Below are 23,679 nucleotides of genomic sequence, written 5' to 3' on the forward strand. Positions count from 1 at the left end.
ATATATGCTAACTGCCGAAGGTTAAATGAACGGGACTCGCAGGTTAATTCCAGTTTAATTTTTCGGATACATGAGGGTGATTGTGCCTCCGGAATTGCTGGCGACCTCCCAATGCAGCCGCATCTCCTGCACCATGAGCGCCACGATTGTCAGGCCGATGCCCGCGCCCTTTCCTTGGGAGACGGCTTCCATGCCCGGACCGCGGTCCTCGATGACGAGCGCTTCGCGTCCTGCGCGCATCTCCGTGCGTATGCCGATATAGCGGCCAGAAGCGGCGTGGCGCAATACATTTTGGAATAGATTGTCCAAGATGCGGGCGAACCATTGCGGGTCCACCTCCCATATAAGGGGATGCTCCGGCAAATCGACATTCACTTCGAAGCCCTCTTTCTCCCATACAGGGAACCATCCTGCCGCGGAAGCGCGAACGAGACGCAAAATATCGGTCCGCTCCGGATGAAACTCGTACTTTTTGGCGGACAAGAGGGTATAGGAGAGCAAATTGTCGATAAGCTGGGCCAAGTCGCCCACTTTCGTATCAATAAGCGCCAAAGACTGCATGCCACGGTCGGACAGCGGCTCCTGCTGCAGGGAATGGGCATGGCCGCGTATCGTCGTCAGCGGCGTGCGCAGATCGTGCGATAGATTCGCGATGAGCTTCTTGCGCAGCTCTTCCTCTTCTCGTTGCCGCTGCCGGCTTAGCTGCAATTCGCCAATCATGCGGTTGAATGCGTGCTCCAGTTGACCGATTTCATCGGAGCTCCTAACTTCCACAGGCGCCGGTATCCCGCTCCCGTCAGGCGATGTCATCGCTTCTTCCAGATGGACGAGCCGGCTTCGCAGCCGATAGAAGAACCACCAGGAGGACGCGATGAACAGCACGAATACGGCAATGACGATGATGAAGACGTGCGCGCTGTCAAATGAAGCGTTGGACACCATCAGCTTACGGGGAACCTGGATAACGATGAAGCCCTGCTCCGGCTGTTGCCCGATAAAGGCGACGGCGGTGAACGGATCGCCATTGAAGCTTTGCTTCATGAAGGCGATGCTGTCACCAGCGATCCACTGCCGCGGGATGCCGGGCCGCTCGGGCAGCATGAGGCGCGTTCGTCCCGTCTGATCGACCCAGAATAGGTCGGCTTTCGGAAATTCCCGCTTCAATTCGCGCAGCCTCTGCGCAATCGCCGCTTCCTTCGCATCCTTCAAGGCGGCTGCCTCTTCGTGCCACCGTTTCTCAAGACGATCGCCGCCTGCATAAATATTTTCCTTCAGCTTCGCCTCATTGGTATAGTCAGTCGTTAACTGATACAAGATGGAGGCCAGCGGAAATATAATCGGCCATATGACGAGCGCGGCGAAGACGATGAGCATGTAGCGGACTAACAGCGACTTGCGAAAAAGAACGCGCGGCTTCATAGCTTCAACCGGTAGCCAATCCCGCGAATCGTCTCGATGATGCCGGGGTGGCTGGGATCGGATTCAATCTTTTCCCGCAAGTGCCGGATATGAACCATGAGCGTCTTGTCCCCCTCGATGTAGGGCTCTCCCCAGACGCCTTCATATATTTGTTCCTTCGTTAAAATCTGATTGCGGTGGCGCAGCATGTATGTAAAAATATGATACTGTTTGCCTGTCAGCACAAGCTCTTCGTTGGTACGCGTATCCACGATGCGATTTTCCCCGAGATAGACGTGCAAATGCTTCAGTTCCGTAATTGCCGCCTCCTGCTTCTCGTAGCGCCGGAGCAGCACCTCGATTCTCGCTGCCAGCTCGTCAGGGTGAAACGGCTTGGTTACATAATCATCTGCGAACTGCAAGCCGTACAGCTTATCGCCGATGGCCGTGCGTGCGGACAGCATCAGGATGGGGGTATGGGGGTGTTCTTTTTTGAGCCGCTGACCGATCGTGAAGCCGTCAAGACCAGGCAGCATCACATCCAATAGAACAAGATCGCTGTTCTCTGCTGCATCTAAAGCCTGATCCCCAGAAGTAAGCCAGACCACCTCGTATCCCTTCTCGTGCAAATATTCGCTTGTCCACTGACCAATCTCTTGATCGTCTTCAATATACAGAAGTCGTTGTTTCATATTTGTTCGTGTCCCTTTCCGGCGTTATTGATGTGTAATCACAAAAAAGAAGCTGACGTCATGGGACGCCAGCTCAATAAGGGTAGGGTTACTGAGTTGGACTCATGTAATTGCGTGTATCCCTTCAATTCCAATTTTTAAGAGTGCGGTAAATCTTTATATAGAAGACGGCGGCCCCATCTCGTATGAAAGAACAGACGTTTCAAGATGAAATATAGTTTATTCGCGGTCCAATAAAGTCCTAGAGCAACTGGCATTCTCCATAGGAAGAGAAGCGATAAGCCTGACGCAAGCACAGGAAGCAGGCTCGCACCTAGCCCTTTCGTATAGTTATTCACTTTATACGAAAGACTGGGCGAAGTGTTTCACAAAATCCGGACGTTAGCGCTCAACGTTCGACGCCGAGGCGGAAGAGGTGACAGTTGACATGATCGTTATTGGTTTTAATATATGGTGAAACAGGATTAACGCAGCGGTATAGCTAAGCATCGTCAGGATAACTATAGCGGGAAAACCCGCTACCCGGGCATAGAGCAGGCCGGCCAATGAAGAACCGATCATCGTTCCGCCATACATAGAGCTGTTCGCCAGCGCGGCAATCGTTCCTCTTGCGGAAGGCTGCTGCTTCTGCAGCGTGTTCATCAGAAGCGGGAACAGAATGCCTCCCATGCAAGCGATCATCATATAAGCGAAGCCGACGACAGCAATATGATCACCCCACATGACGAGCAAATACATGCTTATCATGCCGAGCAGAGCTGCCGTTACGGTAGCGCGAGTGCCCAACCAGCGCTCGACTGGCGCCGTCATCAAGCTGCCGGCCAAATTGCCGATGCCGAAGACGAGGATGAACAGCCCTGTCTGTTGCACGGATAGCGCGAAATCATCCGCCAGCCAATTTCCCAAGAAGGAGAAGGTGGCAAAGGTGCCGAGCTGATATAAGAAATAACCGAGAAACGCCGCAACGGTTCGTCGCTCAGACAGCACGAATCGATAATGCTTCGCCAGCGCGGTGACGGATATCCCATTCCGCTGTCGCGGCGGAATCGCTGGCAGCTTCACAGCCAGAAGAACTGTGATGATTAGCGCTGCCCCGGCTACCGCAAAGAACGGGAAGCGCCAGTTGCTTGCGGCCAGCACACTGCCGATCGGTACACCCATGCATTGGGAGACGGCTAGCCCTGCAGAGGCTGCGCTCATTGCTCTGACGACGTGGTGAGCAGGCAATAGCTGCGGAATAGAGGCCCACACTTGGGGAGAGGTGATGGCTGCGCTGATTCCCGCGAGTGCACGCAAGGCAAGCAGGGTGGAAAAATCAGCTGCCAGGCCGCAACCTGCAGTAAAGAGGGAGAATCCAATCATGCCGGCCACAAGGCATGATTTGCGATTGAATCCGTCGGATAACGGACCAGCAATTAGGGCGAAGCCCGCATAGCCGAGCGCATAGGCCGATACGAGCCATCCCGACTGCTCAGCCGAAATATGTAATACCTGTCTTAAGGTAGGCAGCAAAGGGGAGACGATAAACGTGTCCGTGCCGATAACAAACATCGTGAAGAAGAACAATGCCATTATCATTCGAGCATGTGGTTGTGTGTCCGTTGATTTTAGTTGCATGTTGCTTGTCCTCCTGAAGAGCATCTGAATGAGTTGCAATTGAAAAGGCGCGCACCTAAATTCAATAGTTCGAGTGTATTCGAACTATTGAATGATGTCAACGATTGAAGTACAATGTTACTATGAGAACTTTATACCATCCGGAAACGGAACAGATTGAATTGCAGCATATTTTCTACGCATTAAGCGAGCCTATTCGCTTTACCATAGTGCTGCAGCTAATGGATGCATCGGAATTGTCTTGCGGCGGATTTGAATTGGCGCTGCCAAAATCAACCCTGTCCCATCACTTTAAAGTGCTGCGGGAATCAGGGGTCATTCGGACACGATTGGAGGGGACTCAGCGGTTTATCTCATTGCGGACGATGGATTTGGAATCACGCTTTCCTGGATTGTTGAAGGTCATTCGGGAGAGTGCCGCGGGAAACGTGGCACACGAAGCATAAGCAGATTGATCGCAAGCTGACCGCCCTATAGAGGCGGTCTTTGCGTTGAGGATGCTGCTGCTTGCCGAAGCGGAGCTATTGGAAGACGACGGAATACCCATACGGCTAATCCAACATAACACAGCATGGTGATTACACTGTTGTCTCCGCTAATATAATAGGCAGAATCAGATGTTGGCGTCGTAATCACAGCCATAATCATCCAAGTCAAATTATGCGCCGTATGCAGAATGGAAGCCGGCCATACGCTTGAAGTACGCAGGCGCACATAACCGATAAATGGCCCGAGGCACAAGGTGCTGACGACAATGAATACACAGGCGAGCAAGGGATTCTGCTCCGCATGATAGCTGCCTGCGATGAGAATCATCGGCACATGCCACACTCCGTGAATGAACCCGCTAATGAGCAGGGCCCGGCGTTCTCCGCAGGCTGATGCAAGCAGTGGAAGCCAATATCCCCGCCAGCCCAATTCTTCGCCTAAGGAATTGGTCAATACGTTCATAAGGAACGTAATCACAATTACGATTGGAAATGCGCTCCACGGATATCCTCGGAAGTCATTTGGCACATGCAACGTCAGCAAAGAAGCTGCCCAAGCAATAGCATAACTGAGCACAATGATGGCAACTGGTATGATTAGACTTGCCGCCCACATGTGCAGTCCGAGACGGTGCAAGCCAAGACTTGCCCATCCTGCTCGCTTCCAGCCGTCACGCGTCACGATGAACATCATAAGCATAGCGGCGATGGTAGGCGTCAACATATAGGCAAAGGAACTGATGTTCGGAATGAAACTGAAGCCGAGTCCTAGGACGAGCACAAGTGCCGTATAGGTGTAAGCTTTTGACCGATCTGATAAGTTATAAAACATGATGCATTCCTCCATGCTTTTCTTTTTTTCGCCTTATTAGCGCGTGTTCAAAGGGTGACTTTTTGAACAACCTCTATTAGCATATTAAAATGAACATTAGACACCTAGTGAGGAACATCGGAAATTGCAATCATATGAATATCACATTTTGCGAATGAAAGAGGAATGGTCATGAAAGAACGGCAATGGCATTGGATTGACTGGGCTTTACTGAGCCTTTATGGATTGTGGATAGTCTCCGGCATCTTGTATATGCTATTCACTCCCGGCTTTGTAACGCTTCCGGCTTGGCAAGCCTACAGTTTGTTCATTTTGTCCGGTGTAATTCCCTTATGGTTTTGGAGACCGGGATACATACGTCCGCGCCTATTTATTGCCTCGGAAATAATTTGTGCGGGCGGAATCAATGTGATCATGCATTTCTCGATGCCGATGTATCTAGACAATATGGTTGTTCCTTCGCTGTTAGCCGGATTTCTTTCATCCAAAAGGATGGTTTGGTGGTCGGCTCCTATCTTTACATTGTTTCCGTTACTAGGAATTTGGAGCGGAAAGATTGCCTGGTTTACTGTGCCGGATGAGATGATAAACCACCTCATTTTGTTTGGTATCGGATATGGCTTTAATGTCTTCTTGCATACCCAACAGCGGTTGCAGCAGCTGCTGCGTGAGAACGAACGGCAATTCCTCACGATTCAACAATATGCGGAGCAAGTGGAAAGACTTACGGTGCAGGAGGAGCGCTCCCGTGTCGCGGGGGAGCTGCATGATGCTCTGGGTCATTCGCAGGCAGCGCTCATTATGGGACTGGAGACGGTAAATTCGTTGCTGGACACTGAGCCGGAACAAGCGAAGCAGCGCTTGCGCAGTGTGCTGCAGCACGCCAGAAGCAGCTTTGCAGCGGTGCGTCATCATATACATGGCATAGCCTTAGTAGAGGATTCGGAGATAGATATGACCGAGCATGTGCGGAACATGCTGAACAGGATGAGCGAACAGACAGGAATCAAGAGTCGTCTCAATGTGAGGGGAACGCCTCAGTTCATACCATTTGTTCATCGTGTGACGTTGGAGCGATGCGTGCAAGAAGCGATTACGAATGCTGTGCGCCATGGTCAAGCGGAACAAATCAAGGTGGAAATGACGTATGCCGCCAGTAAAATAAGTGTGACAATTGAGGATGATGGGGTTGGGAATGACGGACTCACATTTGGCTATGGGCTGACGACAATGCAAGAGCGTCTGCAAGCATACGGAGGCTCGCTGGACATCGCGTCGCATCCTGATGGAGGCACATGGGTGAGTTGTTGTCTTCCCGTTGTGCAGCAGCCTGAATCTGAATCGTCAATACGATTTTTCATAGCAGATGACGAGCAGCTAATACGAGAAAGTTTGAATTTTTTGGCAGAAAGGGAGCAGGGGCTAATTGTTTCAGGGACGGCTGCCAACGGTCGTGAAGCCATTGAACGCATAGCCGGGGCGGAAGCAGAACCGCATGTTGTTCTGATGGACATTCGTATGCCTGAGATGGACGGCATTGCTGCGGCACGGGAAATAAAGGAGCGCTGGCCGCATATCAAGCTGATTATGCTGACTACGATCGATGAGATGGAGCATGCGGTGCAGGCCATCGAAGCCGGAGCGGAAGGCTACTTGCTCAAGTCTATTCATCCACAGGAGTTATTTGCGATGATTCGCCTTGTATCCCGTGGCAGCACATTTGTGCCGCAGTCGTTGGCGCTGGCCATGACCGAACAGATAAAGCGGGGTCAGACGGAAGGAGCAGAAATAACCGCAGCTATAGAGGCCTCCACCGAAGATCCGTTTGGTCTTACAGAACGGGAACGCGAGGTGCTGCATTATTTGGCGGAAGGAATGAAGTATCGGGAAATCGCGGCAAAGTTATATTTGTCGGAGGGTACCGTACGCAATTACGTGTCCAGCCTGTATGCGAAGCTAGGCGTTCATGACCGCCAGTCCGCAGCGAATGCGGCCCGCAGGGCCAAGCTCGTGCGAGATTAAGCAAGCGGCGGGACGCCGGAATCGGGATCAGTGGAGGATATTCTATCCGCTGCTAAGCAGCCGTATACGTTCATGGACCTGCGCTACCGTCAGAATGAGCGAGGCAACTCCTGGATGTTCGAACCTCGTTTTATATATAGATGGGGGGTTGCGCCGGAAAGATTTGTGCCGCATGCGCAGTATGATGGTATTCTTCTAATCGACAACGTACACATACCGGATTATATCAATTAAGCTCAATCGCAAGCGAAGTAATGTCGAACTGTAAATAATAAATATGAAGAGTCGATGATTCCGACGACCCTGCTTCATGGGACATAATCCAAGGGATGGGGAAAAGGGACAAACCCTGAAAAAGACCGCCTAGCTTCAGGCGGTCAAATATGTAATGAAATCAAAGCCATACACGGTGCCAGCGGTCAGCACAATCGACCAGACGGCTAAGCTTATGATCATCCATGCAATGACCCATCTGCGTGGAGAACCGAATGACAGCGCGAGTATAGTGGCAATATCTGTACCGATGAGGATAGGAGCGAGCAGTGCCAATCCGGGGACGCCGTAGCGATCCCAAATGGTCTGTGCCTTCGCCCATTTCGGAGACGGTTCTGTTGATTTCCCGCGTTTTTGTCTCCACTCCTGCCACTTTTTGAATAGCAGTCCGATGAGCAGTATCGGGATTAAATTTCCGAGAAATCCGGCCAAAGCAACGGGAACCGGCGACAAGCCGATTAATATGCCTAGAGGAATGACGACAAACACTTCCAACCACGGTAAAGCTGCAAACAAAAATAATACTCCGTATTTCCATTCATCGGATACGGAATAAAGAAAATCCAAGTCCATTTCTATACTCTCCCTTATTATATTGAGATTCCATTTATCCAGCTTATGAGTTTCTTCTGGCTATGCGTACCTTTTCATACAATACACGCTTCTATGGATCGAGGAAACAGTTTTTTAGATATATGCTGAAATATATCGGTTGCTCGTTCTCGAAGCGAGCATGGAAAAGAGAAGGAGGAACGTTAATACGCGAGAGAAGACAGGAGGAAGCGGATGAAAAATAAAAAACCGGCTCACGAACATCGCGAGCCGGATATTTCATGCATGTAGTGCAATTCGTTAAGGCGCGACGGAACGAAGCACCGTGCAGTCGCCTTCTAGCGTGTATGCGCCAAGATTGGCTGGAAGCAGGAAGCATTCGCCTGCTTTGAACGACAAATCTTGATCCGCCCATTTGAGTGTGCCTGTGCCTTCGCATACGACGAGGATAACGAAGCTTTCCGGTGTCGTAGACAAGGACCAAGGCTGCTTCACGATCCCTTTTTCTACACGGAAATAAGGGGATTCCGCGAGATTCAGCCATTCATTCGGCGTAGCAGAGTCCGTCTTCATACGCGTAGCGCCAGCGCCTTCGTAAGCGATGACGTTCAGGGAGTCCTCAATATGCAGCTCGCGCGGTTTGCCATCCAAGCCCGGACGATTGTAATCATACAGGCGATACGTCGTGTCGGAGTTCTGCTGAATCTCGGCGACGACGACACCTGCACACAGTGCATGCACTGTGCCGGCTGGAATATAGAAGGAATCGCCCGCTTGCACGGGAACTTCCTGCAGGGCTTCCATGATGCGGCCTTCTGCAATGGCTTTCGCCATCGCTTCGCGATCCACGTCCTCTTTCAAGCCGTAAATAATTTTGGCGTCTGGCTTCGCATCCAGCACGTACCACATTTCCGTTTTGCCCAGCTCGCCTTGCGGCAGGCCTGCATATTCGTCAGTCGGATGCACTTGGACAGACAAGTCGTCATTGCAGTCCAACAGCTTGATGAGCAGTGGAAAGCGTCCGTTTTTCTCAGAGAAGCCCTTCGTGCCAAACCACTCTTTGCCGTATTGCTCGCGAACTTGGTCCAAGCCCAGTTCTGCAAGCTCACCGTTCATGACCTTCGTCGTGCCGTTCGGATGATCGCCAATCATCCAGCCTTCGCCGATATGGCCTTCTGGCAGATCCAAGCCGAACTGCGTCAGCGCGCGTCCGCCCCAGACACGTTCTTTAAATTCAGGTTGAAATTTCAGTGGGTATGGTGTTGTCATGATCTCTCACTCCCGTGTTGTCTAGTAGTCTAGTTTCTCGTAGTTTGGAAAAATTCAAGCCACTCGCCGTCCGGACCTTTAAAGAAGAAATAGCGGCTGCCGTTCGGCAAGGTGACGAGTTCCTGATCAATAAGCTCGACATGGCCGAGCGCCTTCACACGCGTCAACTCGGCTTCCACGTCATCGACGCTGAAGGCCAGATGATGCACTCTGCCTTCCTCGGGAAGACGGTCGCTGTAGCCTTCAACCAATTCCAACTCGCTCTCATCCGCTCCCGGAAAAGAAAGAAATGCGAGACGGATAACGCCGTTCGTATGTACTAGCGTATCCTTCAGTTTCATGCCGATAACGTCCTCGTAGAAGCGGATGGATGGCTCCAAATGACGGACCATAATTCCAGTATGCTCGATTTTGCGCACTGCCATATCCTTCATCTCCTCTATATGTTATCTCACGGTTTTTGATGAAGTTCATCGTTGGTCAGGCGTCATGCAAAGCAACTTAGGTGGAGCGCTTCTCTACGCCGATGACATAAGGCGCTTCGGGGCGCTGCAGCATGCGGTACACGACCGCCTGCCCGAGTGCAGCGGGCAGGTTCTCCGCCCAGGCGCGCACGGCGTCCGCTTCACGGTCGCCCCCTTCGTGGCCCGGGTACAGCACGACGCTGAGCACCCCGCCCGGACGCAGGAGCGTCAAGGCGGAGTCGAGCGCCGCGAGCGTCGTGGACGGTGCCGTCATGATGCGCTTATCCGCTTCAACCGTCGGCAAATAGCCGAGGTTGAACATGACGGCCGCCGTCGCACCGTGCCACGAAGGGGGCAGCGCGCCACGCATCTCGGCATGGCTTGCCAGATGCAGGCTTGCCTGCGCGCTGCCGTCCGCGCCCAAGGCGGAGTGGAGGCGCTGTCGCGTCAGTTCCAGCGCCTCCGCCTGAATGTCAAAGGCCGCAACTTCGCCGCGCGGCCCGACGAGCCGGGCTAGGAACAAGGTGTCTACGCCCGTGCCCATCGTCGCGTCAATGACGCGGTCTCCCGGCTGCACGCGCTCCTTCACGATCTGCTGCGCATAGCTCAGTACGGAGAGAAAGCCCATGCTACGGCTCCCTCCAATACTTGCCCTGCCATGTATTGCGATGTCTGAGCTCGGCGTCAATCGCGTTCAGCACTTCCCATTTCTTCAAGCTCCACATCGGACCGATAATCAAGTCGCGCGGCGCGTCGCCTGTGACGCGGTGCACAATCATTTCCGGCGGAAGAATTTCAAGTGAATCGACGATTAGCTTCACATACTCGTCCATGTCAAGGAAGCGGAGCAATCCTGCTTCATATTGCTTGACCATCGGCGTCTTGCGCATCAGATGGAGCAGATGGAGCTTGATGCCCTGCACGTCCATGCGTGCGACCGCCTTAGCCGTCTCCAGCATCATCTCATGCGATTCCTGCGGCAGTCCGTATATGATATGAGTGCAGATGCGAATGTTGTGCTTGCGCAGCTTTTCCACCGCCTGCAAGTAACATTCCGTGTCGTGCGCCCGGTTAATGAGCTGGGACGTCGATTCGTGAATCGTTTGCAGCCCCATCTCCACCCAGAGATATGTGCGTTCATTCAGCTCGGCCAAATATTCGACGACATCGTCTGGCAAGCAATCAGGACGGGTTGCAATGGATAAGCCGACGACACCTGGCTGCTCCAATATAACTTCGAAATATTCGCGCAGCGTATCTACCGGCGCATACGTATTCGTATACGCTTGGAAATAACCGATATATTTGGCGTTCGGCCATTTCTCGTGCTGCTTGTCGCGAATCGTATTGAACTGAGTGACCAAGTCATCGCGGCGCCGTCCTGCGAAATCGCCGGACCCCCGTGCGCTGCAGAAGGTGCAGCCTCCGATGGCGATGCGTCCGTCCCGGTTCGGGCAGGTGAAGCCGGCATCCAGCATGACCTTGAATACTTTCTCTCCGAAGTGGTTCCGCATCTCGGTATTCCATGTATGGAACCGCTTGTCTCCCCATTGTTCCGGGATAAGCGGTTGTTCGTTCATTCGTTCATTCAATGGCACACAAGCCCTTCCAATCTAAGGTTCTGCTCCAGGTTCATCTGGCTCCAACTGCAAGGAAGGAGTGAAGAACACTGTGGTTTCATTGTAGCAGATCTCGCTGTAAAAGCGAAGATACGGACGTGCTCAGGGCGCTGCATCAACGGATATTAAATGCCCTATAGTCTGCAGCGGCATTGGGCTGCTTGTCATCTGCCGCGAATGTCGGCTCGTTATCTCACTTTCGGTTCATGGATGCACGGGTCATTTCTTTTGGTTCTGTGCTTCTTTAATTTTTATTTCGGATTCCTCTTTCAGCACTCAGTGACCGATGACGTCAGGGTCGTTGAACAAAGGAGGCGCATCACCAATTTTCGCCAGCTCCGTTTGATGCTCTTTAGACAAATACTTAGTTAACACTTTGAATGCATCGTTCTTATGCCCGCTGTATTTGTTGATGACAAGCAAGTTGCTGCCAGCAGGAGGGGCCGCCTCTGGCAAATCCGGCCATACCGGAAGCGGAGCCGCCTCCATATTTGCAGCGGCTTCGGGGTCGCCTACGCCCCAACGAAGAAATTCGATCCATGAGATAACCATCGCTACATTTTTCTTTGGAAATTCATAATCTTTGCGGGCTGCCGGATCTGGATTGAAGATACCCGGTATGCTGTAAAGGCGCTTCATCAGCTCCAAATATTTCGTGACGGCAGGTTCTTGCGTAATGAGCACCTCCCTGTTTCCGGATCGGTCAAGTTGACAGCAAGCTGACTCAGAGGCACGGTCACTTCGCTCGAGGCTAGGCCAGGGCCCATTTCAAGGCCGCGATACTGGATCCCGTCTCGTTCCCGGTCATTTGCTTCGCCAACTCGATTACTTCGTCCCACGTCATTTGAGCGGCAGGATATTCGATCCCGAATTGTCGAACACTTCCTTGGTATAGCAAATCCCGTACGGACTGTATTGTATCGGGACACCCATAATTCTCCCTTTTCCTTATCCATGGCGCGGATGGAAGCGACAAGCGAAGGATCAAGCTGATTGATATCGTATTGATGCTTTGCGATTAAATCATCCAGGGGCTCAATCATATCCAGTTCAACTAAGGGATCCAGTCCCCAGTTGGCAAAAATAATGTCCGGCACAACCTGCTGCGCATTCAATTCTTGCAGCGGCTCCAGCTCTGCCTGGAATCAACCAGTTCTAATTTGAGATGTTGGGCAGCAACTGTTCAATGCCTCGATAACGTTCTTCAAACGCCCCTTCTCCCCAAGGGTACAAAATTTTGATCGTAACCGGCTCACTGCTCGATTGCTCTGTGCTCTGCGCAGCAGGTTCTGGTGTGGGTGGTTACGCTTCGCTGGCAGAAGATGGAGTCGATGAGGAACATCCTGCGCCGCGACGGCAATTAACATGACAAGCAGTAAGAACACAAATAAGTAATGGAATGTCAGCCGCAAATGAATGCGCTACCATCATTATAAGAATACGGCTGTTAGTATGGTGTGTTAATTGTTGAACGTCCCAATAAACCCGCTGGAAGCACCTTGCATTTCATGTTATATTTGAAGCAGGTGATAAAACGCTTTCAGCATACGTCAAAGCTACCATTCTCGCTAATTGGCAAGCCAATCACGCGTTGTCATTAATTAATGAGGTGATGAATGATGAACTCCGCCTTTCACATTCCGCAAGGGGAAGAGAAGATTACGATCGAGTTGACTGTAAAGGAAGCAATGGCGCTGACGGGGCAGAAATTCCACGAGGATTCCTCGGTTAAGTCTGAGGCGATGCGCAAGCTGCACGAGGTCGTTCTGCGCAAGTATGGTATGGAACGATAGTACAGAGTGAATCGACATTAAGGGTGTTAAACGATAGTACGCAGACAGATCAGATTGTGAAGATAGACGACAGCAGATGGATGCACGTATTGCTGCATGAATCCGCTATTAGCGATGCGCGATTATGACGAAAGAATGCTGCGGCAACGCTGGCATTCTTTTTTCAGTTTACGGTTGTTTAAAACGAGAGTCTTTACTTTTTACTAGTTGTCATTCAAAATAGGGGATTGGATCATATTCATTGGAGGAAAGCACATGCGATTACGTGGCAAAAGAGGGGTTATGGAACTGCTGGAGCAACAATCCCAGCTCGCCGTGCTGGAGCCGGAGACATATAAAGGCAAATGGAGCGAATTGTTCGGAAATGACCGACCGATTTATGTGGAGCTTGGCATGGGGAAAGGGCAGTTCGTCAGCCAGATGAGCTTGAACAACCCGGAAGTGAACTTTATCGGCGTGGATATGTATGATGAGTTAATTGCGCGCGCTTGCGCGAAAGCGTACTCGTTATGGGAAGAGCAAGGTGTGGAGCCCCGCTCGAATTTGAAGCTGGTGCGTGCGAATATTGAGTTTTTAGAGAAGATGTTCGCTGAAGATGAGATTGAGCGGGTCTATTTGAATTTCAGCGATCCATGGCCGAAAAATCGCCATGCCCGCCGCCGTTTGACACATGCGCGCTTTGTTGAGAAATATAAGCGTGCACTGAACGAGAAGGGTGAAATTCATCTGAAGACGGACTCAGAGACGCTCTTTGAATTCTCGCTCAATTCATTTGCACAGATGGGCTTGCAAATGCGCAACATCAGTCTGAATCTGCACCGCGACGGTATTAATGAAGAGCATGTCATGACAGAGTATGAGCAAAAATTCGTTAACAAAGGCATGAACATTCATCGGGTCGAGGTGCTCATCGGCACCCAGACTCTTCATGACTATCGCACTTCTTTGTCGTAAGCTAAGCGACCGGTATCATACTATACAGGATCAACAAAAGAACACGAGGGCCTGCGTTTCAACTTGTTGCACAGCTCCCGCGTGTTCTTTGTCATATCCATTTTCCATTGTCGTTCCGTTACTCTTCAAAAAAAGAGAAAGCAGGATTTGCCTGCTCCGGCTCCTGCTGCAGCATGCGGAGAATCGTCTCTGCGCATGCTTTCGGATGATAGCGTGCCACATTCTGTTCGTGTTCGCGGCGGCGTGCTGCTACTTCATCATATTGATGGACGAGCATATTCATCCACTTCGTTACCGAATGAGACGATTCGATGGGCTCACCATACCCTTTTTCCGTGAAATAATGACAGTTCTCTTCCTCTTGTCCTGGAAGCGGCTGATAGAACAGCATCGGAATGCCCTTCGCTAGCGCTTCGGTGCATGTCATGCCTCCCGGCTTCGTAACGAGCAGATCGGAGATGTCCATCAGTTGATCGACTTCCTGTGTATAGCCGATTACATGAATATTCTCGTGCTGGAAGCGCGGATTTTGCAGCAGACGTCGGTGCAGCTTCTCATTGTTGCCGATACAGAAGATGAACTGCACGTCTTTGCGCCATCTGGTCAAGATCTCAGTCGTCTGGCTCGGATCCATGACCCCCCAGCCGCCACCCATTACCATAACAGTCGGCATGTCCTTCAACCCGAACCGTTCGCGGATATCTGCCTTTGTATTGCGGTCATGCGTCTCCCAGAACTTGGGGTGAACCGGAATTCCGGTCACTTGGATACAGCTGCTGTCCACACCGTGTGTCTCCAGCTTCGATTGGACTTCCGGGGTGGAGACGAAATAACGGTTCACAGCTGGGCTGACCCAAGCCGCATGCGCATCATAATCCGTTATGAGCGTGCACAGCGGGACGTCCAGCCCGAGTCGGCGCAGACGCGAAATGACTGCGCTCGGAATCGGATGCGTGCATACGATCATATCCGGCTTCAATTGACGCATCACTGACATCGCATGCGTGTAAAATACCCGATGCAGCGCCATTGTTGTCAGACGATTTAATGATTTGTGATATTGTGTTTTATACATGAATCCGACCAGCTTCGGTTGAACGATTACCGTCTTGCGGTAAGCTTCTATAATAAGAGGAGCCGTCTTCGGATTTAAGAAGCTGCCTAATTCCATCACGCGCGTCTGCACATGCTGCGGCGACAGCTTTCTCAGGCTGACAGCCAAAGCATGGGCAGCCTGGGTGTGACCTGCCCCGAATCGTTCCGACAACAACAATATGCGCTTTTTGCCTTCCATGTCGGAACCGGGTGTGAACGGACCCGAAGGAAGCGTCAATGTCACAGCTTGTTGCATGGTAGTCACCCTTTTACTTTTTTATGAAAATTTATGAAGTTTCTATTGAAACGTTATCCATCAATACTCACATTACTGCCTGCCGGTGTCAACTTGTTTCTCAGGTCCACAGCGTTACGGTGCTGATGGCGGCCCCTGTCCCAATCAAGGCTCCCGCCAAGCAGTCGGAAGGGTAATGAAGCCCCAGATACATGCGGGATAACGCCACGATAGCCGCAACCGGAAGCAGTGCCCAAGCTAATGTCGGGTTCGCGATAATAAGCGGTATGATGACAGAAAATATGGCGGTCGTATGCCCAGACGGGAATGAATGGTCCACAAGCGGCTTGCGGAAGGTACGAATATCCGGCAACGCCAAATGGGGCCGTACGCGCGGGTACCATTTTTTAATCAAAGCGACCGGTATGTGACTCAGGGCTAATGCGACCAAGCACTGCCAGCCGACCCGTGCCCATGGAGCAGGCGCTAACAGAGCGAGCAGAATGGTAAACGCAATGGTGAAGGTAGCCCCGCCGAGATGAGTCATCGTATACAGGAAAATATTCATGGTGCGATGGTGCAGTCGTTGATTTATCCAAAAGAACAATTGACGCTCACGATGCCCAAGCCACGCGATAACACGGGTCATAGTCGTTCCCTCCGTTATGCGGTAGATTATGATTTAATCGTAACAACGTAACATTAACAGAAGATGATGAATTTGTGAATTTTCTCTGAAGCCCTGCGGAAGTCGCCGGCATCTTCATCATATTTTTTAATACGGCTGATTTCAATTATATATTCCTATTCTATCCTAAGTATTATATGGCTCAAAATCGTTCAGGGAGGTTGTATGACGCGGATTGCGTTATTTACCGACATGTACTGGCCTGAAATGGACGGAGTGGCATGAACGCTCAAACGATTGGCCGATTACTTCGAATCTTTCACTGATCCGGGGGAGCGCACCGCTCTCAAGATTATCGCTCCGGAGTCACAGCCGCACATTCGCTTGGAACCGGACGTCTTGCGAACGGGAAGCGTTCCTTTTGCTTCCTACCCCGGATGTGGGTTAGCCCTTTCCAATCCACATTTCAATCCACATTTCATCCACAAGCAATTGGACCGGTTTCGGCCGACTCTTGTCCGTGAGCTACTCGGACTCGTAGGCGTCCATTACGCGCAGACCAGGCGCATTCCTCTTATCGCTTCTAGTCATACACTTTGATTTGTATTAGAAGTTCTACCGATTCGCATCTTTGGAAATGCTGTTATGGAGGTGTTTTAACTCCATTAGCGGGTAAAGCGCATCAAGCGTTTCAATCATGGAATAAATGGTTAACAGATGGTAGATATATACAGACCAGTCTTTTATTAAAAAAAATTAAGTATTGGATTTGCAACCTTTTGCGTAAGTGCTGCGTTGTAACAGTATAGGGTAAGCTAGACTCTAACGGATGAAACTGCATTATCTATACGTCATGGTTCAACAAGAACATCGACTTTTGACGAAAAGGGGGTCCAAAGCCATAATTTTTTAGTATTTGGATGAAAATAAAACAAACCCCGCGGGAAAGCACGAGCGACCGCGACTTCGCTATCGAACTCAAGCGATAATGTAGCAATTGGCGATTGAAAGCCAATAAAAGGTTTTGACAAACCAAGGCAAACATTAGAAAATCGTTATCGACCGTCTTCAGCGGGGTAAACAAATATAGATAGATGAGCATGCTCACATATATAAAATGCATGCTCGCAGTTCAAAGCAACAAATCAAGGGTTATTAAAAGGGGGACACCAAACATGGTGGATAATTTATTTATCGGCCTGCAGGTGCTATTGGCCGCGATTGGGGTGTACCAGTTTACCTTGTCGCTGTTCGGCATCTACCGCAAGAAAGAACGTAAAGTATATGACCCGCAGAAATCGTTTGCGGTCATCGTGGCTGCACATAACGAGGAAGCGGTCATTGGAGCGTTAGTCGAAAATCTGAAGACGTTGGATTACCCGAGAGAGATGTACGACGTTTTCGTCATTTGTGATAACTGTTCCGACAGCACGGCTGACATCGTAAGGGAGCACGGCGTATACGCTTGTGAACGTCATAATCCACATCAGCGCGGGAAAGGCTATGCGATTGAATGGATGCTGAAGAACCTGTGGGAAATGCCGCGCCAATACGATGGGATCGTTATGTTGGATGCGGACAACCTGGTCAGCACTGATTTCCTGCGGGAAATGAACAACGATCTCTGTTCCGGGGCACGCGTTATTCAAGGATATATCGATACGAAGAATCCAGAGGATTCCTGGATTACAGCCGCATATGGCGTTACCTACTGGTATTGCAACCGTTTGTGGCAGTTGTCCCGCAAAAACTTGAACATGGCCAATTTCTTGGGCGGCACGGGAATGTGCTTTGAAAGCAACCTGCTGAAAGAAATGGGCTGGGGCGCGACGAGCTTGGTAGAGGACTTGGAATTTACCGCTCGCTGCGTTATGAATGGAGTCAATCCGGTGCTTAATTACAACGCGCGCGTATTCGATGAGAAGCCATTGACCTTCAAAGCTTCCGCTCGTCAGCGACTGCGTTGGATGCAAGGCCACTTTACGGTGGCGCGCCGTTACTTCTTTCCGCTCTTGTGGCGGAGTATCAAGGAACGAAATATGGCTAAGTTCGACATGGCACTCTACACGATTACCGTGTATACCGTATTGGTGACGTTCCTGATGACAGCGTTTATGTGGGCGGACGCGGCCTTCTTTGATGGGCCGAACGTTGCAACCTTCTTCCAGTACTTGCCGGCGTGGGTGCCTGTTGTATCACTCGTGCTGTCGTGCGCGGCCTTTGTTCTGGCGCTCATCTTGGAAGGCGTGAAGTCTTGGCGCATATACGCATCGCTAATTACATTCCCACTGTATTTGCTCTCCTGGTGGCCGATTACGTTCTATGCATTTTTTACACAGAACAACAAAGTGTGGAGCCACACGGAACATACGCGCGTCGTGCGTCTCGAAGAGATGCAGGGCAAGCAGGTGTGAGGAATGTTGAGGCATCAAGGCACATTTAATTATTTTCTTGACATTGTTTCAATGCCGTGATATATTACTTGGGTATGTTAATTGCATATTGATTTTTAAAAAGAAGAAGCGCCCGCTTCTCACCTGACTGACGTAGGTTGGCTGGTTCCTAGACTATTACTGCATGGCAGTGTTTCACATGAATGATTAATGTCTATGTGAGGGATGTGGGCTCTTTTCGGAGCTTACATCCCTCTTTTGCTCAACATAAGCAGATAGGGAATTCGAATATGGAGGTGGCACACCATTAGCAAGGATCATATGATTAACGAGGAAATTCGTGCGAAGGAAGTTCGTTTAGTCGGTGCAGAAGGCGAGCAGATTGGTATTAAACCGTTCCGCGAGGCGCTGCAAATGGCGTTTGACGCGAACTTGGACTTGGTTAACGTGGCTCCGCAGGCGAAACCGCCTGTATGTCGTATTATGGACTACGGTAAGTTCCGTTACGAGACACAGAAGAAAGAGAAAGAAGCACGCAAGAACCAGAAAACGGTGGACATCAAGGAAGTATGGTTCCGTGCGAATATCGACGAGCATGATTTTCAGACGAAACTGCGTAACGTCTTGAAGTTTTTGCGTGAAGGCGATAAAGTAAAATGCTCCGTTCGTTTCCGTGGACGTGAGATCGCGCATTCTGCCATCGGCAAGAAGGTATTGGATCGTGTTCTGGAGGAAGCGAAAGAGCTTTGTAATGTAGAGCGTGCAGCGAAGTTGGAAGGCCGCAGTATGATTATGATACTGGCGCCGAACACCACCAGCAACTAAGCGATGCCCGCCGCGCAGGGTATAGGCGGCGGATGGAATTACCGAACTTGAGGAGGAAATGATTATGCCTAAAATGAAAACGCACAGCAGCTTGAAAGGCCGCTTCAAAATTACAGGTACAGGTAAGGTTCGCCGCTACAAAGCGTACCGCAACCACTTGCTTTCCCACAAATCAAACCGTACGAAGCGCGTTCTTGCAACAAGCCCGGTTATGGCAGCTGGCGACGTTCGTCGTATGAAGCAGCAATTAGCTAATTTGAAATAAGCAATTTTACGGATACATGAATTCGATTGGGAGGTTAACAAGAAATGGCACGAGTAAAAGGCGGATTTACGACACGTCGTCGTCATAAGAAAGTATTGAAATTAGCAAAAGGTTACTTCGGTTCTAAACACCGTATTTTTAGAACAGCGAATGAGCAAGTGATGAAATCCTTGCTTTATGCATATCGTGATCGCCGCAATAAGAAGCGCGACTTCCGCAGATTGTGGATCGTTCGTATCAATGCAGCAGCTCGCATGAACGGCATGTCCTACAACAAGATGATGCACGGCTTGAAATTGGCTGGTGTAGACATCAACCGCAAAATGCTGGCTGAATTGGCAGTGAACGACATCAACGCGTTCAACTCCTTGGCAGCAGTTGCAAAAGAAAAAGTTAACGCGTAAGCGATGACGGTATATAAAGCAGCGCATTCGAAGCTCTTCGAATGCGCTGCTTTTTTAAGTGCGCCCGGCATGGGCGATAACTTGGCGGTGAAAGTCCGCTACAGGCTTGGCAGTAGGAACTGTTAGCCAAAGGCAAGGGTGTCCGCCGCGAGGCGGAATCTGAAGGAAGCCGGAGGCAAACCCTCGGTCTGACGAACAGAAATCACATACAAGGCATAGCGGGACGGACGAGCTTGCTTAACAAAGCAAAGTCCAATACTGCCCGAATCCCATCATGTAAATGTGGCAGATAGATGAGGGGAAGGTTATCGCTCTTACCCGGGGAGATCTCACAGACGTCAAGTAGGTTAAAAAAAATCCGAAAAACGGAGTAAAGCTTGTTGTGAGAAGTCAGCAGAAGCCATAGTACCGGGAAGTTTTTTTTTCGGGAAGGGCCGAACAGTCGTAAGTCTCGAATACATACAGGAAGGGAGTCGGCGCAATGAAAGCAGAATACCGAAAGGACTGCCCGCAAAGGGATAGCGTGGAACGCAAAGAGCATGCGGGAGTGCGGAGCGCCGGCATTCGGGAACGTAGAGAAAGAGGCGGTGCAACGGACCTGCTGGAGCAGATTCTGGACAGAGACAATATGAACAGAGCTTACAAGCAGGTCAAAAGCAACCATGGAGCACCGGGAATCGACGGAATGACCGTAGAGGATGCGCTACCATGGCTGCAGGAACATAGAGACGAACTTTTGCAAAATATCCGGGAAGGCCGGTACAGGCCAAGCCCGGTACGGCGCAAGGGAATTCCCAAACCAGATGGAGTGGAGTACGGAAGCTCGGTATACCCACGGTCGTGGACCGAGTGATTCAGCAGGCGATTGCCCAGCAGTTACAGCCGCTGTTTGAGCGGCTCTTTTCAGAGGGAAGCTACGGCTACCGCCCAGGGTGGAGCGCACAGCAGGCCATCCGCAAGGTGAAAGACTATGCGCAGCAGGGCTACGGACACGCGGTAGAAATCGACCTCTCGAAATACTTCGACACGCTGAACCATGAGCTGCTTATGAATCTTTTGCGCAAACAAATCCAGGACAAGCGCGTAACCGACCTGATCAAAAAGTACCTGAGAAGCGGAGTCATGGAAAACGGGGTACGCCGCGAAACGAAAGAGGGTTCACCCCAGGGAGGTCCTCTGTCGCCACTGCTCGCCAACATCTATCTGAACGAATTCGATCAGGAGATGAAAAGCCGGGGGGTCAATGTCATCCGCTATGCAGATGACATTGTGGTGCTGGCCAAAAGCAAACGGGCAGTGATACGGCTTCTGGAGTCGTGCCGGAAGTACTTGGAGAACAAACTGAAACTCCAGATGAATACGCAGAAAAGCAAGGTAGTCAGCGTAGTAGCCCAGAAACATTTCAAATTCCTTGGCTTTGCCTTGGGAAAGAACAGAAGCGGCGTGTACATTCGCGTCCATGGGCAATCCCTCGCAAAAGCAAAGAAAAGGCTGAAAGAACTAACGAGCCGGAGTCAGGGCAGGAATGTCCGCCAAGTCATGGAGAAAGTGAAAGTCTACATCCGGGGATGGATTGGCTACTACTATGTAGCCGATATGAAACGGATATTGCAAAGCTGGAGCGAATGGCTGCGAAGACGACTGAGGATGTACATCTGGAAACAATGGAAGAAGCCGCGAACAAAAGTACAAAACCTGCGCAAGCTGGGGATACCAGAATGGCAGGCTTACCAGTGGGGAAATTCCCGTCTTGGGTACTGGCGTATCGCCGGAAGTCCTGTGCTGTCTCGTTCCATAACAAACGAAAAGCTCGTACAGGCAGGATATTATGATTTTCCTGCACAGTACGAGCGTCTACGTAAATTGCACTTATGCGGTTGAACCGCCGTATACCGAACGGTACGTACGGTGGTGTGAGAGGTCGGCTACTCAGTTAATGGGTAGCCTCCTACTCGATTTCGCATAATTGTTGTGTATAGAGGATAGGATGCAGTTGTCTTAAAGCATGGCAGCCGGATCGTAAGCTGTGTTTGAAACTGGGGCATATGCGGTGTTCTACTGTTGGCAGGTTGCTGAGAGGTGGGACCTCATTTAGCAGTGTCTTGCTCCATCCTCCCTCCCGCTCAGAAACAGATAATAACCACTTGTGAAGGGCAAAGATGGCAGGGCTTAGCGATAAATCTTTCTAAAGACAAGTTTTCTGAGGATAAGTTCCCTGGGATAAACCTTCTAGCGATAAGGCTCCTAATGATAAAGCACTAATGATAAAGCACTAATGATAAAGCACTAATGATAAAGATCCTAGTGATAAAGCTCCTAATGATAAAGCTCCTAATGATAAACCTCCTGAACAATTACCTCCTAACGGTAAGCCTTCTAACGACAAGCCTTCAAGTGGTAAACACTTTAATGATAGGCCTTCTATAGATAACCCATTTGTGGTTGAATTTTCTAACGAACCTTCTAGTGATATGTTTTCTGAACATAAACTTTCTGATGAATTTTCTGGATTTTCACAATTTTCTGATGAAAGGGGAGAGTGAAGCAAAGGAAGTAAATTGGACACAGTCTTCCTTCGGGGAGAGGCATATTTATTATACGCATAGGTGACCGGAGGCAGCGCCTCCGGCTTAGCTTAACTGATTTATTTCACTTTATGTTCTCAATCAGCTGGACCATCATTAAAAGGATTATGCCTGCCCTAAATGAGATGGAAATTGTACGTTTATTCCCAATACTTGCGCGTTGTCAGCTTGTCCGCCAAGTTCTTGCTTGCGACGCGCCGTAATTTGCGCAGCTGGGACCGCTCGGGAGCGGATTCGTGCAGCAGCTTCTCTTCGTCTGTATCCGGTATGACTTGCGGTACGATGGCAGGTGCACCGTCTTCCTTGCGGGCCACGAAGGTAAGGAAGGAGGTCGCGGCAACGGCGCGCTCGCCAGTATATAAATGCTCGGATATGACCTTGACGAACACTTCGATGCTCGTCTTGCCCGTCCAAGTGACGAACGACTCCAGACAGACCGAATCGGTCGGACGGATGGGACGCAGGAAGTCAACGGAGTCTGTAGACGCCGTGACAACGTTGCAGCGGCAGTGGCGCATGGCGGATATGGATGCCGTCTCGTCGATGAGGCTCATCAGCTTGCCGCCGAACAACGTCTCATGATTGTTGACATCGTTCGGGAAGACGCGTCCGGTCTTAAACACGCGCGATTCCCGGCAATGCTTCGTCTCGGGTTGCGAGGATGGTGATTGGCTTACGATCATTTGTTTATTACGCCCTTTCTATGAAGTCATAAACCTATTATAAATGCTGGTTGACGACGAACGATCAGGAAATATGTTACATACCTCCACAAGAGGAGGATTTACTAGCGTTCCTTGGCGAAGGTAAACTGGAAGATGCTAATATAAGCGCTCATAAGGTCCAGCTTGGTATGATAATGGGGGGATCCATCCTGTTGAGCGTACCAGAAAGCCCAGAGTTCGATGATCCGAGCTCTGTCCTCTATTTCAACGTCGGGCACATACAAGAAGCGTACAAAGCGTTATCGGAACAGGGTGTTCCGTAATTCATAAGCGCAGGGAAGTATATTTTGACAACTCGATGATAATAATTATCAATGACGGAAGCAAGCGAGGGCGACGGGTAAGGTCGCCCTGCACGAGTTACAGCTTCGGTTCAAACGTTTTACAGTCGGTATCTCCGGAATCATGTGCCTGTTTGCCGCGATTGTTAACGACATAAATCGAGGATGCGGCGCATTTGTTGCCGGCAGCCCAATATTTGCAGGAGTTCACTTCGCATAATACGTCTTTTGCCATGGTTGTTCACCTCCTTATAGTTATAAATTAGCCAC

The 23,679-nt window shown here is 50.5% G+C and carries 26 protein-coding genes and 1 pseudogene; 11 read left to right on the plus strand and 16 right to left on the minus strand.

Annotation, left to right across the window (positions count from 1 at the left end; all coding sequences use genetic code 11):
• Nucleotides 1-54 precede the first annotated feature (54 nt).
• The 3 genes from M3650_RS07890 to M3650_RS07900 form a co-directional block, all read right to left on the minus strand.
• Nucleotides 55-1,419 carry a sensor histidine kinase gene (locus tag M3650_RS07890; protein ID WP_251573649.1) on the minus strand — a complete coding sequence of 455 codons (1,365 nt, stop codon included), beginning with the start codon at nucleotides 1,417-1,419 and terminating at the stop codon, nucleotides 55-57.
• Entirely contained in the window at nucleotides 1,416-2,090 is a 675-nt protein-coding gene (locus M3650_RS07895) for a response regulator transcription factor (RefSeq protein WP_251573650.1), read from the minus strand. The genes M3650_RS07890 and M3650_RS07895 overlap by 4 nt, the downstream gene beginning before the upstream one ends.
• Before the next feature lie 381 nt (nucleotides 2,091-2,471).
• Nucleotides 2,472-3,707, minus strand: a complete 1,236-nt coding sequence (locus M3650_RS07900; RefSeq protein ID WP_251573651.1) for an MFS transporter — start codon at nucleotides 3,705-3,707, stop codon at nucleotides 2,472-2,474.
• A gap of 122 nt (nucleotides 3,708-3,829) precedes the next feature.
• On the opposite strand from M3650_RS07900, the gene M3650_RS07905 reads away from it, so the two are divergent.
• Nucleotides 3,830-4,153 (plus strand): ArsR/SmtB family transcription factor, encoded by a 324-nt coding sequence (locus M3650_RS07905; RefSeq protein WP_251573652.1) that lies wholly within the window; start codon nucleotides 3,830-3,832, stop codon nucleotides 4,151-4,153.
• A 25-nt stretch (nucleotides 4,154-4,178) separates the two neighbouring features.
• On the opposite strand, the gene M3650_RS07910 is transcribed toward M3650_RS07905, so the two are convergent.
• Complete coding sequence (locus M3650_RS07910; RefSeq protein ID WP_251573653.1) at nucleotides 4,179-5,027, minus strand: CPBP family intramembrane glutamic endopeptidase; 849 nt, start codon at nucleotides 5,025-5,027, stop codon at nucleotides 4,179-4,181.
• 171 nt (nucleotides 5,028-5,198) lie between these two features.
• Between M3650_RS07910 and M3650_RS07915 the strand changes: the two genes are divergently transcribed.
• Together M3650_RS07915 and M3650_RS07920 are read left to right on the plus strand one after the other, a co-directional pair.
• Complete coding sequence (locus M3650_RS07915; RefSeq protein ID WP_251573654.1) at nucleotides 5,199-7,049, plus strand: helix-turn-helix transcriptional regulator; 1,851 nt, start codon at nucleotides 5,199-5,201, stop codon at nucleotides 7,047-7,049.
• A gap of 24 nt (nucleotides 7,050-7,073) precedes the next feature.
• Nucleotides 7,074-7,283 (plus strand): annotated as a pseudogene (locus tag M3650_RS07920) (erythromycin esterase family protein); the annotation flags it as partial.
• A gap of 135 nt (nucleotides 7,284-7,418) precedes the next feature.
• Here M3650_RS07920 and M3650_RS07925 read toward each other — a convergent pair.
• From M3650_RS07925 to M3650_RS07955, 7 genes are all read right to left on the minus strand, one after another.
• Nucleotides 7,419-7,895, minus strand: a complete 477-nt coding sequence (locus M3650_RS07925) for a small multi-drug export protein (RefSeq protein ID WP_251573656.1) — start codon at nucleotides 7,893-7,895, stop codon at nucleotides 7,419-7,421.
• Between the two features lie 279 nt (nucleotides 7,896-8,174).
• On the minus strand, nucleotides 8,175-9,143 hold the full coding sequence (locus M3650_RS07930) for a type I phosphomannose isomerase catalytic subunit (protein WP_251573657.1): 969 nt from the start codon (nucleotides 9,141-9,143) through the stop codon (nucleotides 8,175-8,177).
• 29 nt (nucleotides 9,144-9,172) lie between these two features.
• Nucleotides 9,173-9,568, minus strand: a complete 396-nt coding sequence (locus tag M3650_RS07935) for a VOC family protein (protein ID WP_251573658.1) — start codon at nucleotides 9,566-9,568, stop codon at nucleotides 9,173-9,175.
• A 76-nt stretch (nucleotides 9,569-9,644) separates the two neighbouring features.
• Nucleotides 9,645-10,235, minus strand: coding sequence for a tRNA 5-(aminomethyl)-2-thiouridylate-methyltransferase MnmM (mnmM, locus tag M3650_RS07940; protein WP_251573659.1), 591 nt, complete (start codon nucleotides 10,233-10,235; stop codon nucleotides 9,645-9,647).
• A gap of 1 nt (nucleotide 10,236) precedes the next feature.
• Nucleotides 10,237-11,187 (minus strand): tRNA modification radical SAM protein MnmL/YtqA, encoded by a 951-nt coding sequence (mnmL, locus tag M3650_RS07945; protein ID WP_251573691.1) that lies wholly within the window; start codon nucleotides 11,185-11,187, stop codon nucleotides 10,237-10,239.
• A gap of 315 nt (nucleotides 11,188-11,502) precedes the next feature.
• Nucleotides 11,503-11,910, minus strand: coding sequence for a type 2 periplasmic-binding domain-containing protein (locus M3650_RS07950; protein WP_251573660.1), 408 nt, complete (start codon nucleotides 11,908-11,910; stop codon nucleotides 11,503-11,505).
• Nucleotides 11,865-12,341, minus strand: a complete 477-nt coding sequence (locus M3650_RS07955; protein ID WP_251573661.1) for a hypothetical protein — start codon at nucleotides 12,339-12,341, stop codon at nucleotides 11,865-11,867. Before M3650_RS07955 ends, M3650_RS07950 begins: the two co-directional genes overlap by 46 nt.
• 501 nt (nucleotides 12,342-12,842) lie before the next feature.
• Between M3650_RS07955 and M3650_RS07960 the strand changes: the two genes are divergently transcribed.
• Both M3650_RS07960 and trmB read left to right on the plus strand, forming a co-directional pair.
• Nucleotides 12,843-13,019, plus strand: coding sequence for a hypothetical protein (locus tag M3650_RS07960; RefSeq protein ID WP_251573662.1), 177 nt, complete (start codon nucleotides 12,843-12,845; stop codon nucleotides 13,017-13,019).
• Between the two features lie 255 nt (nucleotides 13,020-13,274).
• The gene (trmB, locus tag M3650_RS07965) at nucleotides 13,275-13,973 is read left to right on the plus strand and encodes a tRNA (guanosine(46)-N7)-methyltransferase TrmB (protein ID WP_251573663.1); all 699 of its coding nucleotides are present in this window, start codon (nucleotides 13,275-13,277) and stop codon (nucleotides 13,971-13,973) included.
• 118 nt (nucleotides 13,974-14,091) lie between these two features.
• Here trmB and M3650_RS07970 read toward each other — a convergent pair whose 3' ends face one another.
• Nucleotides 14,092-15,267 carry a UDP-N-acetylglucosamine--LPS N-acetylglucosamine transferase gene (locus M3650_RS07970; RefSeq protein ID WP_036704317.1) on the minus strand — a complete coding sequence of 392 codons (1,176 nt, stop codon included), beginning with the start codon at nucleotides 15,265-15,267 and terminating at the stop codon, nucleotides 14,092-14,094.
• A 157-nt stretch (nucleotides 15,268-15,424) separates the two neighbouring features.
• Entirely contained in the window at nucleotides 15,425-15,952 is a 528-nt protein-coding gene (locus M3650_RS07975) for a phosphatase PAP2 family protein (RefSeq protein ID WP_019421619.1), read from the minus strand.
• A 1,154-nt stretch (nucleotides 15,953-17,106) separates the two neighbouring features.
• Here M3650_RS07975 and M3650_RS07980 point away from each other — a divergent pair.
• The 6 genes from M3650_RS07980 (at nucleotide 17,107) to ltrA (ending at nucleotide 21,699) form a co-directional block, all read left to right on the plus strand.
• The gene (locus M3650_RS07980) at nucleotides 17,107-18,345 is read left to right on the plus strand and encodes a glycosyltransferase family 2 protein (RefSeq protein ID WP_251573664.1); all 1,239 of its coding nucleotides are present in this window, start codon (nucleotides 17,107-17,109) and stop codon (nucleotides 18,343-18,345) included.
• 300 nt (nucleotides 18,346-18,645) lie between these two features.
• Nucleotides 18,646-19,149 carry a translation initiation factor IF-3 gene (gene infC, locus M3650_RS07985; protein WP_019421621.1) on the plus strand — a complete coding sequence of 168 codons (504 nt, stop codon included), beginning with the start codon at nucleotides 18,646-18,648 and terminating at the stop codon, nucleotides 19,147-19,149.
• A 64-nt stretch (nucleotides 19,150-19,213) separates the two neighbouring features.
• A complete protein-coding gene (gene rpmI, locus M3650_RS07990) occupies nucleotides 19,214-19,414 on the plus strand; it encodes a 50S ribosomal protein L35 (RefSeq protein WP_005548700.1) in 201 nt (66 codons plus the stop codon).
• A 44-nt stretch (nucleotides 19,415-19,458) separates the two neighbouring features.
• Nucleotides 19,459-19,818 carry a 50S ribosomal protein L20 gene (rplT, locus tag M3650_RS07995; protein ID WP_251573665.1) on the plus strand — a complete coding sequence of 120 codons (360 nt, stop codon included), beginning with the start codon at nucleotides 19,459-19,461 and terminating at the stop codon, nucleotides 19,816-19,818.
• Nucleotides 19,819-20,299: 481 nt separating this feature from the next.
• Complete coding sequence (locus M3650_RS08000; protein WP_251573666.1) at nucleotides 20,300-20,671, plus strand: hypothetical protein; 372 nt, start codon at nucleotides 20,300-20,302, stop codon at nucleotides 20,669-20,671.
• On the plus strand, nucleotides 20,659-21,699 hold the full coding sequence (gene ltrA, locus M3650_RS08005) for a group II intron reverse transcriptase/maturase (protein ID WP_251573667.1): 1,041 nt from the start codon (nucleotides 20,659-20,661) through the stop codon (nucleotides 21,697-21,699). Before M3650_RS08000 ends, ltrA begins: the two co-directional genes overlap by 13 nt.
• A 391-nt stretch (nucleotides 21,700-22,090) precedes the next feature.
• Here the strand turns inward: ltrA and M3650_RS08010 are convergent, their stop codons facing one another.
• The 3 genes from M3650_RS08010 to M3650_RS08020 form a co-directional block, all read right to left on the minus strand.
• Nucleotides 22,091-22,384, minus strand: a complete 294-nt coding sequence (locus M3650_RS08010; RefSeq protein ID WP_251573668.1) for a hypothetical protein — start codon at nucleotides 22,382-22,384, stop codon at nucleotides 22,091-22,093.
• Nucleotides 22,385-22,543: 159 nt separating this feature from the next.
• The gene (locus M3650_RS08015; protein ID WP_251573669.1) at nucleotides 22,544-23,086 is read right to left on the minus strand and encodes an acyl-CoA thioesterase; all 543 of its coding nucleotides are present in this window, start codon (nucleotides 23,084-23,086) and stop codon (nucleotides 22,544-22,546) included.
• 402 nt (nucleotides 23,087-23,488) lie between these two features.
• Nucleotides 23,489-23,644 carry a DUF1540 domain-containing protein gene (locus tag M3650_RS08020; protein ID WP_019421625.1) on the minus strand — a complete coding sequence of 52 codons (156 nt, stop codon included), beginning with the start codon at nucleotides 23,642-23,644 and terminating at the stop codon, nucleotides 23,489-23,491.
• Nucleotides 23,645-23,679 lie beyond the last annotated feature (35 nt).

The sequence above is a fragment of the Paenibacillus sp. MER TA 81-3 genome (assembly GCF_023713585.1).
GTDB lineage: Bacteria > Bacillota > Bacilli > Paenibacillales > Paenibacillaceae > Paenibacillus_B > Paenibacillus_B profundus.

Excerpts from the sequence above, each read along its gene's own strand:
- infC (WP_019421621.1), top strand. The coding sequence starts at position 18,646 with ATGATTAACGAGGAAATTCGTGCGAAGGAAGTTCGTTTAGTCGGTGCA.
- rplT (WP_251573665.1), top strand. The coding sequence starts at position 19,459 with ATGGCACGAGTAAAAGGCGGATTTACGACACGTCGTCGTCATAAGAAA.
- M3650_RS07905 (WP_251573652.1), top strand. The coding sequence starts at position 3,830 with ATGAGAACTTTATACCATCCGGAAACGGAACAGATTGAATTGCAGCAT.
- trmB (WP_251573663.1), top strand. The coding sequence starts at position 13,275 with ATGCGATTACGTGGCAAAAGAGGGGTTATGGAACTGCTGGAGCAACAA.
- rpmI (WP_005548700.1), top strand. The coding sequence starts at position 19,214 with ATGCCTAAAATGAAAACGCACAGCAGCTTGAAAGGCCGCTTCAAAATT.
- M3650_RS07895 (WP_251573650.1), bottom strand. The coding sequence starts at position 2,090 with ATGAAACAACGACTTCTGTATATTGAAGACGATCAAGAGATTGGTCAG.
- M3650_RS08020 (WP_019421625.1), bottom strand. The coding sequence starts at position 23,644 with ATGGCAAAAGACGTATTATGCGAAGTGAACTCCTGCAAATATTGGGCT.
- M3650_RS07970 (WP_036704317.1), bottom strand. The coding sequence starts at position 15,267 with ATGGAAGGCAAAAAGCGCATATTGTTGTTGTCGGAACGATTCGGGGCA.
- mnmM (WP_251573659.1), bottom strand. The coding sequence starts at position 10,235 with ATGGGCTTTCTCTCCGTACTGAGCTATGCGCAGCAGATCGTGAAGGAG.
- M3650_RS07915 (WP_251573654.1), top strand. The coding sequence starts at position 5,199 with ATGAAAGAACGGCAATGGCATTGGATTGACTGGGCTTTACTGAGCCTT.
- M3650_RS07930 (WP_251573657.1), bottom strand. The coding sequence starts at position 9,143 with ATGACAACACCATACCCACTGAAATTTCAACCTGAATTTAAAGAACGT.
- M3650_RS07960 (WP_251573662.1), top strand. The coding sequence starts at position 12,843 with ATGATGAACTCCGCCTTTCACATTCCGCAAGGGGAAGAGAAGATTACG.
- M3650_RS07890 (WP_251573649.1), bottom strand. The coding sequence starts at position 1,419 with ATGAAGCCGCGCGTTCTTTTTCGCAAGTCGCTGTTAGTCCGCTACATG.
- M3650_RS07910 (WP_251573653.1), bottom strand. The coding sequence starts at position 5,027 with ATGTTTTATAACTTATCAGATCGGTCAAAAGCTTACACCTATACGGCA.
- M3650_RS08015 (WP_251573669.1), bottom strand. The coding sequence starts at position 23,086 with ATGATCGTAAGCCAATCACCATCCTCGCAACCCGAGACGAAGCATTGC.
- M3650_RS08000 (WP_251573666.1), top strand. The coding sequence starts at position 20,300 with ATGAAAGCAGAATACCGAAAGGACTGCCCGCAAAGGGATAGCGTGGAA.
- M3650_RS07935 (WP_251573658.1), bottom strand. The coding sequence starts at position 9,568 with ATGGCAGTGCGCAAAATCGAGCATACTGGAATTATGGTCCGTCATTTG.
- M3650_RS07900 (WP_251573651.1), bottom strand. The coding sequence starts at position 3,707 with ATGCAACTAAAATCAACGGACACACAACCACATGCTCGAATGATAATG.
- M3650_RS07980 (WP_251573664.1), top strand. The coding sequence starts at position 17,107 with ATGGTGGATAATTTATTTATCGGCCTGCAGGTGCTATTGGCCGCGATT.
- M3650_RS07975 (WP_019421619.1), bottom strand. The coding sequence starts at position 15,952 with ATGACCCGTGTTATCGCGTGGCTTGGGCATCGTGAGCGTCAATTGTTC.
- mnmL (WP_251573691.1), bottom strand. The coding sequence starts at position 11,187 with ATGAACGAACAACCGCTTATCCCGGAACAATGGGGAGACAAGCGGTTC.
- M3650_RS07925 (WP_251573656.1), bottom strand. The coding sequence starts at position 7,895 with ATGGACTTGGATTTTCTTTATTCCGTATCCGATGAATGGAAATACGGA.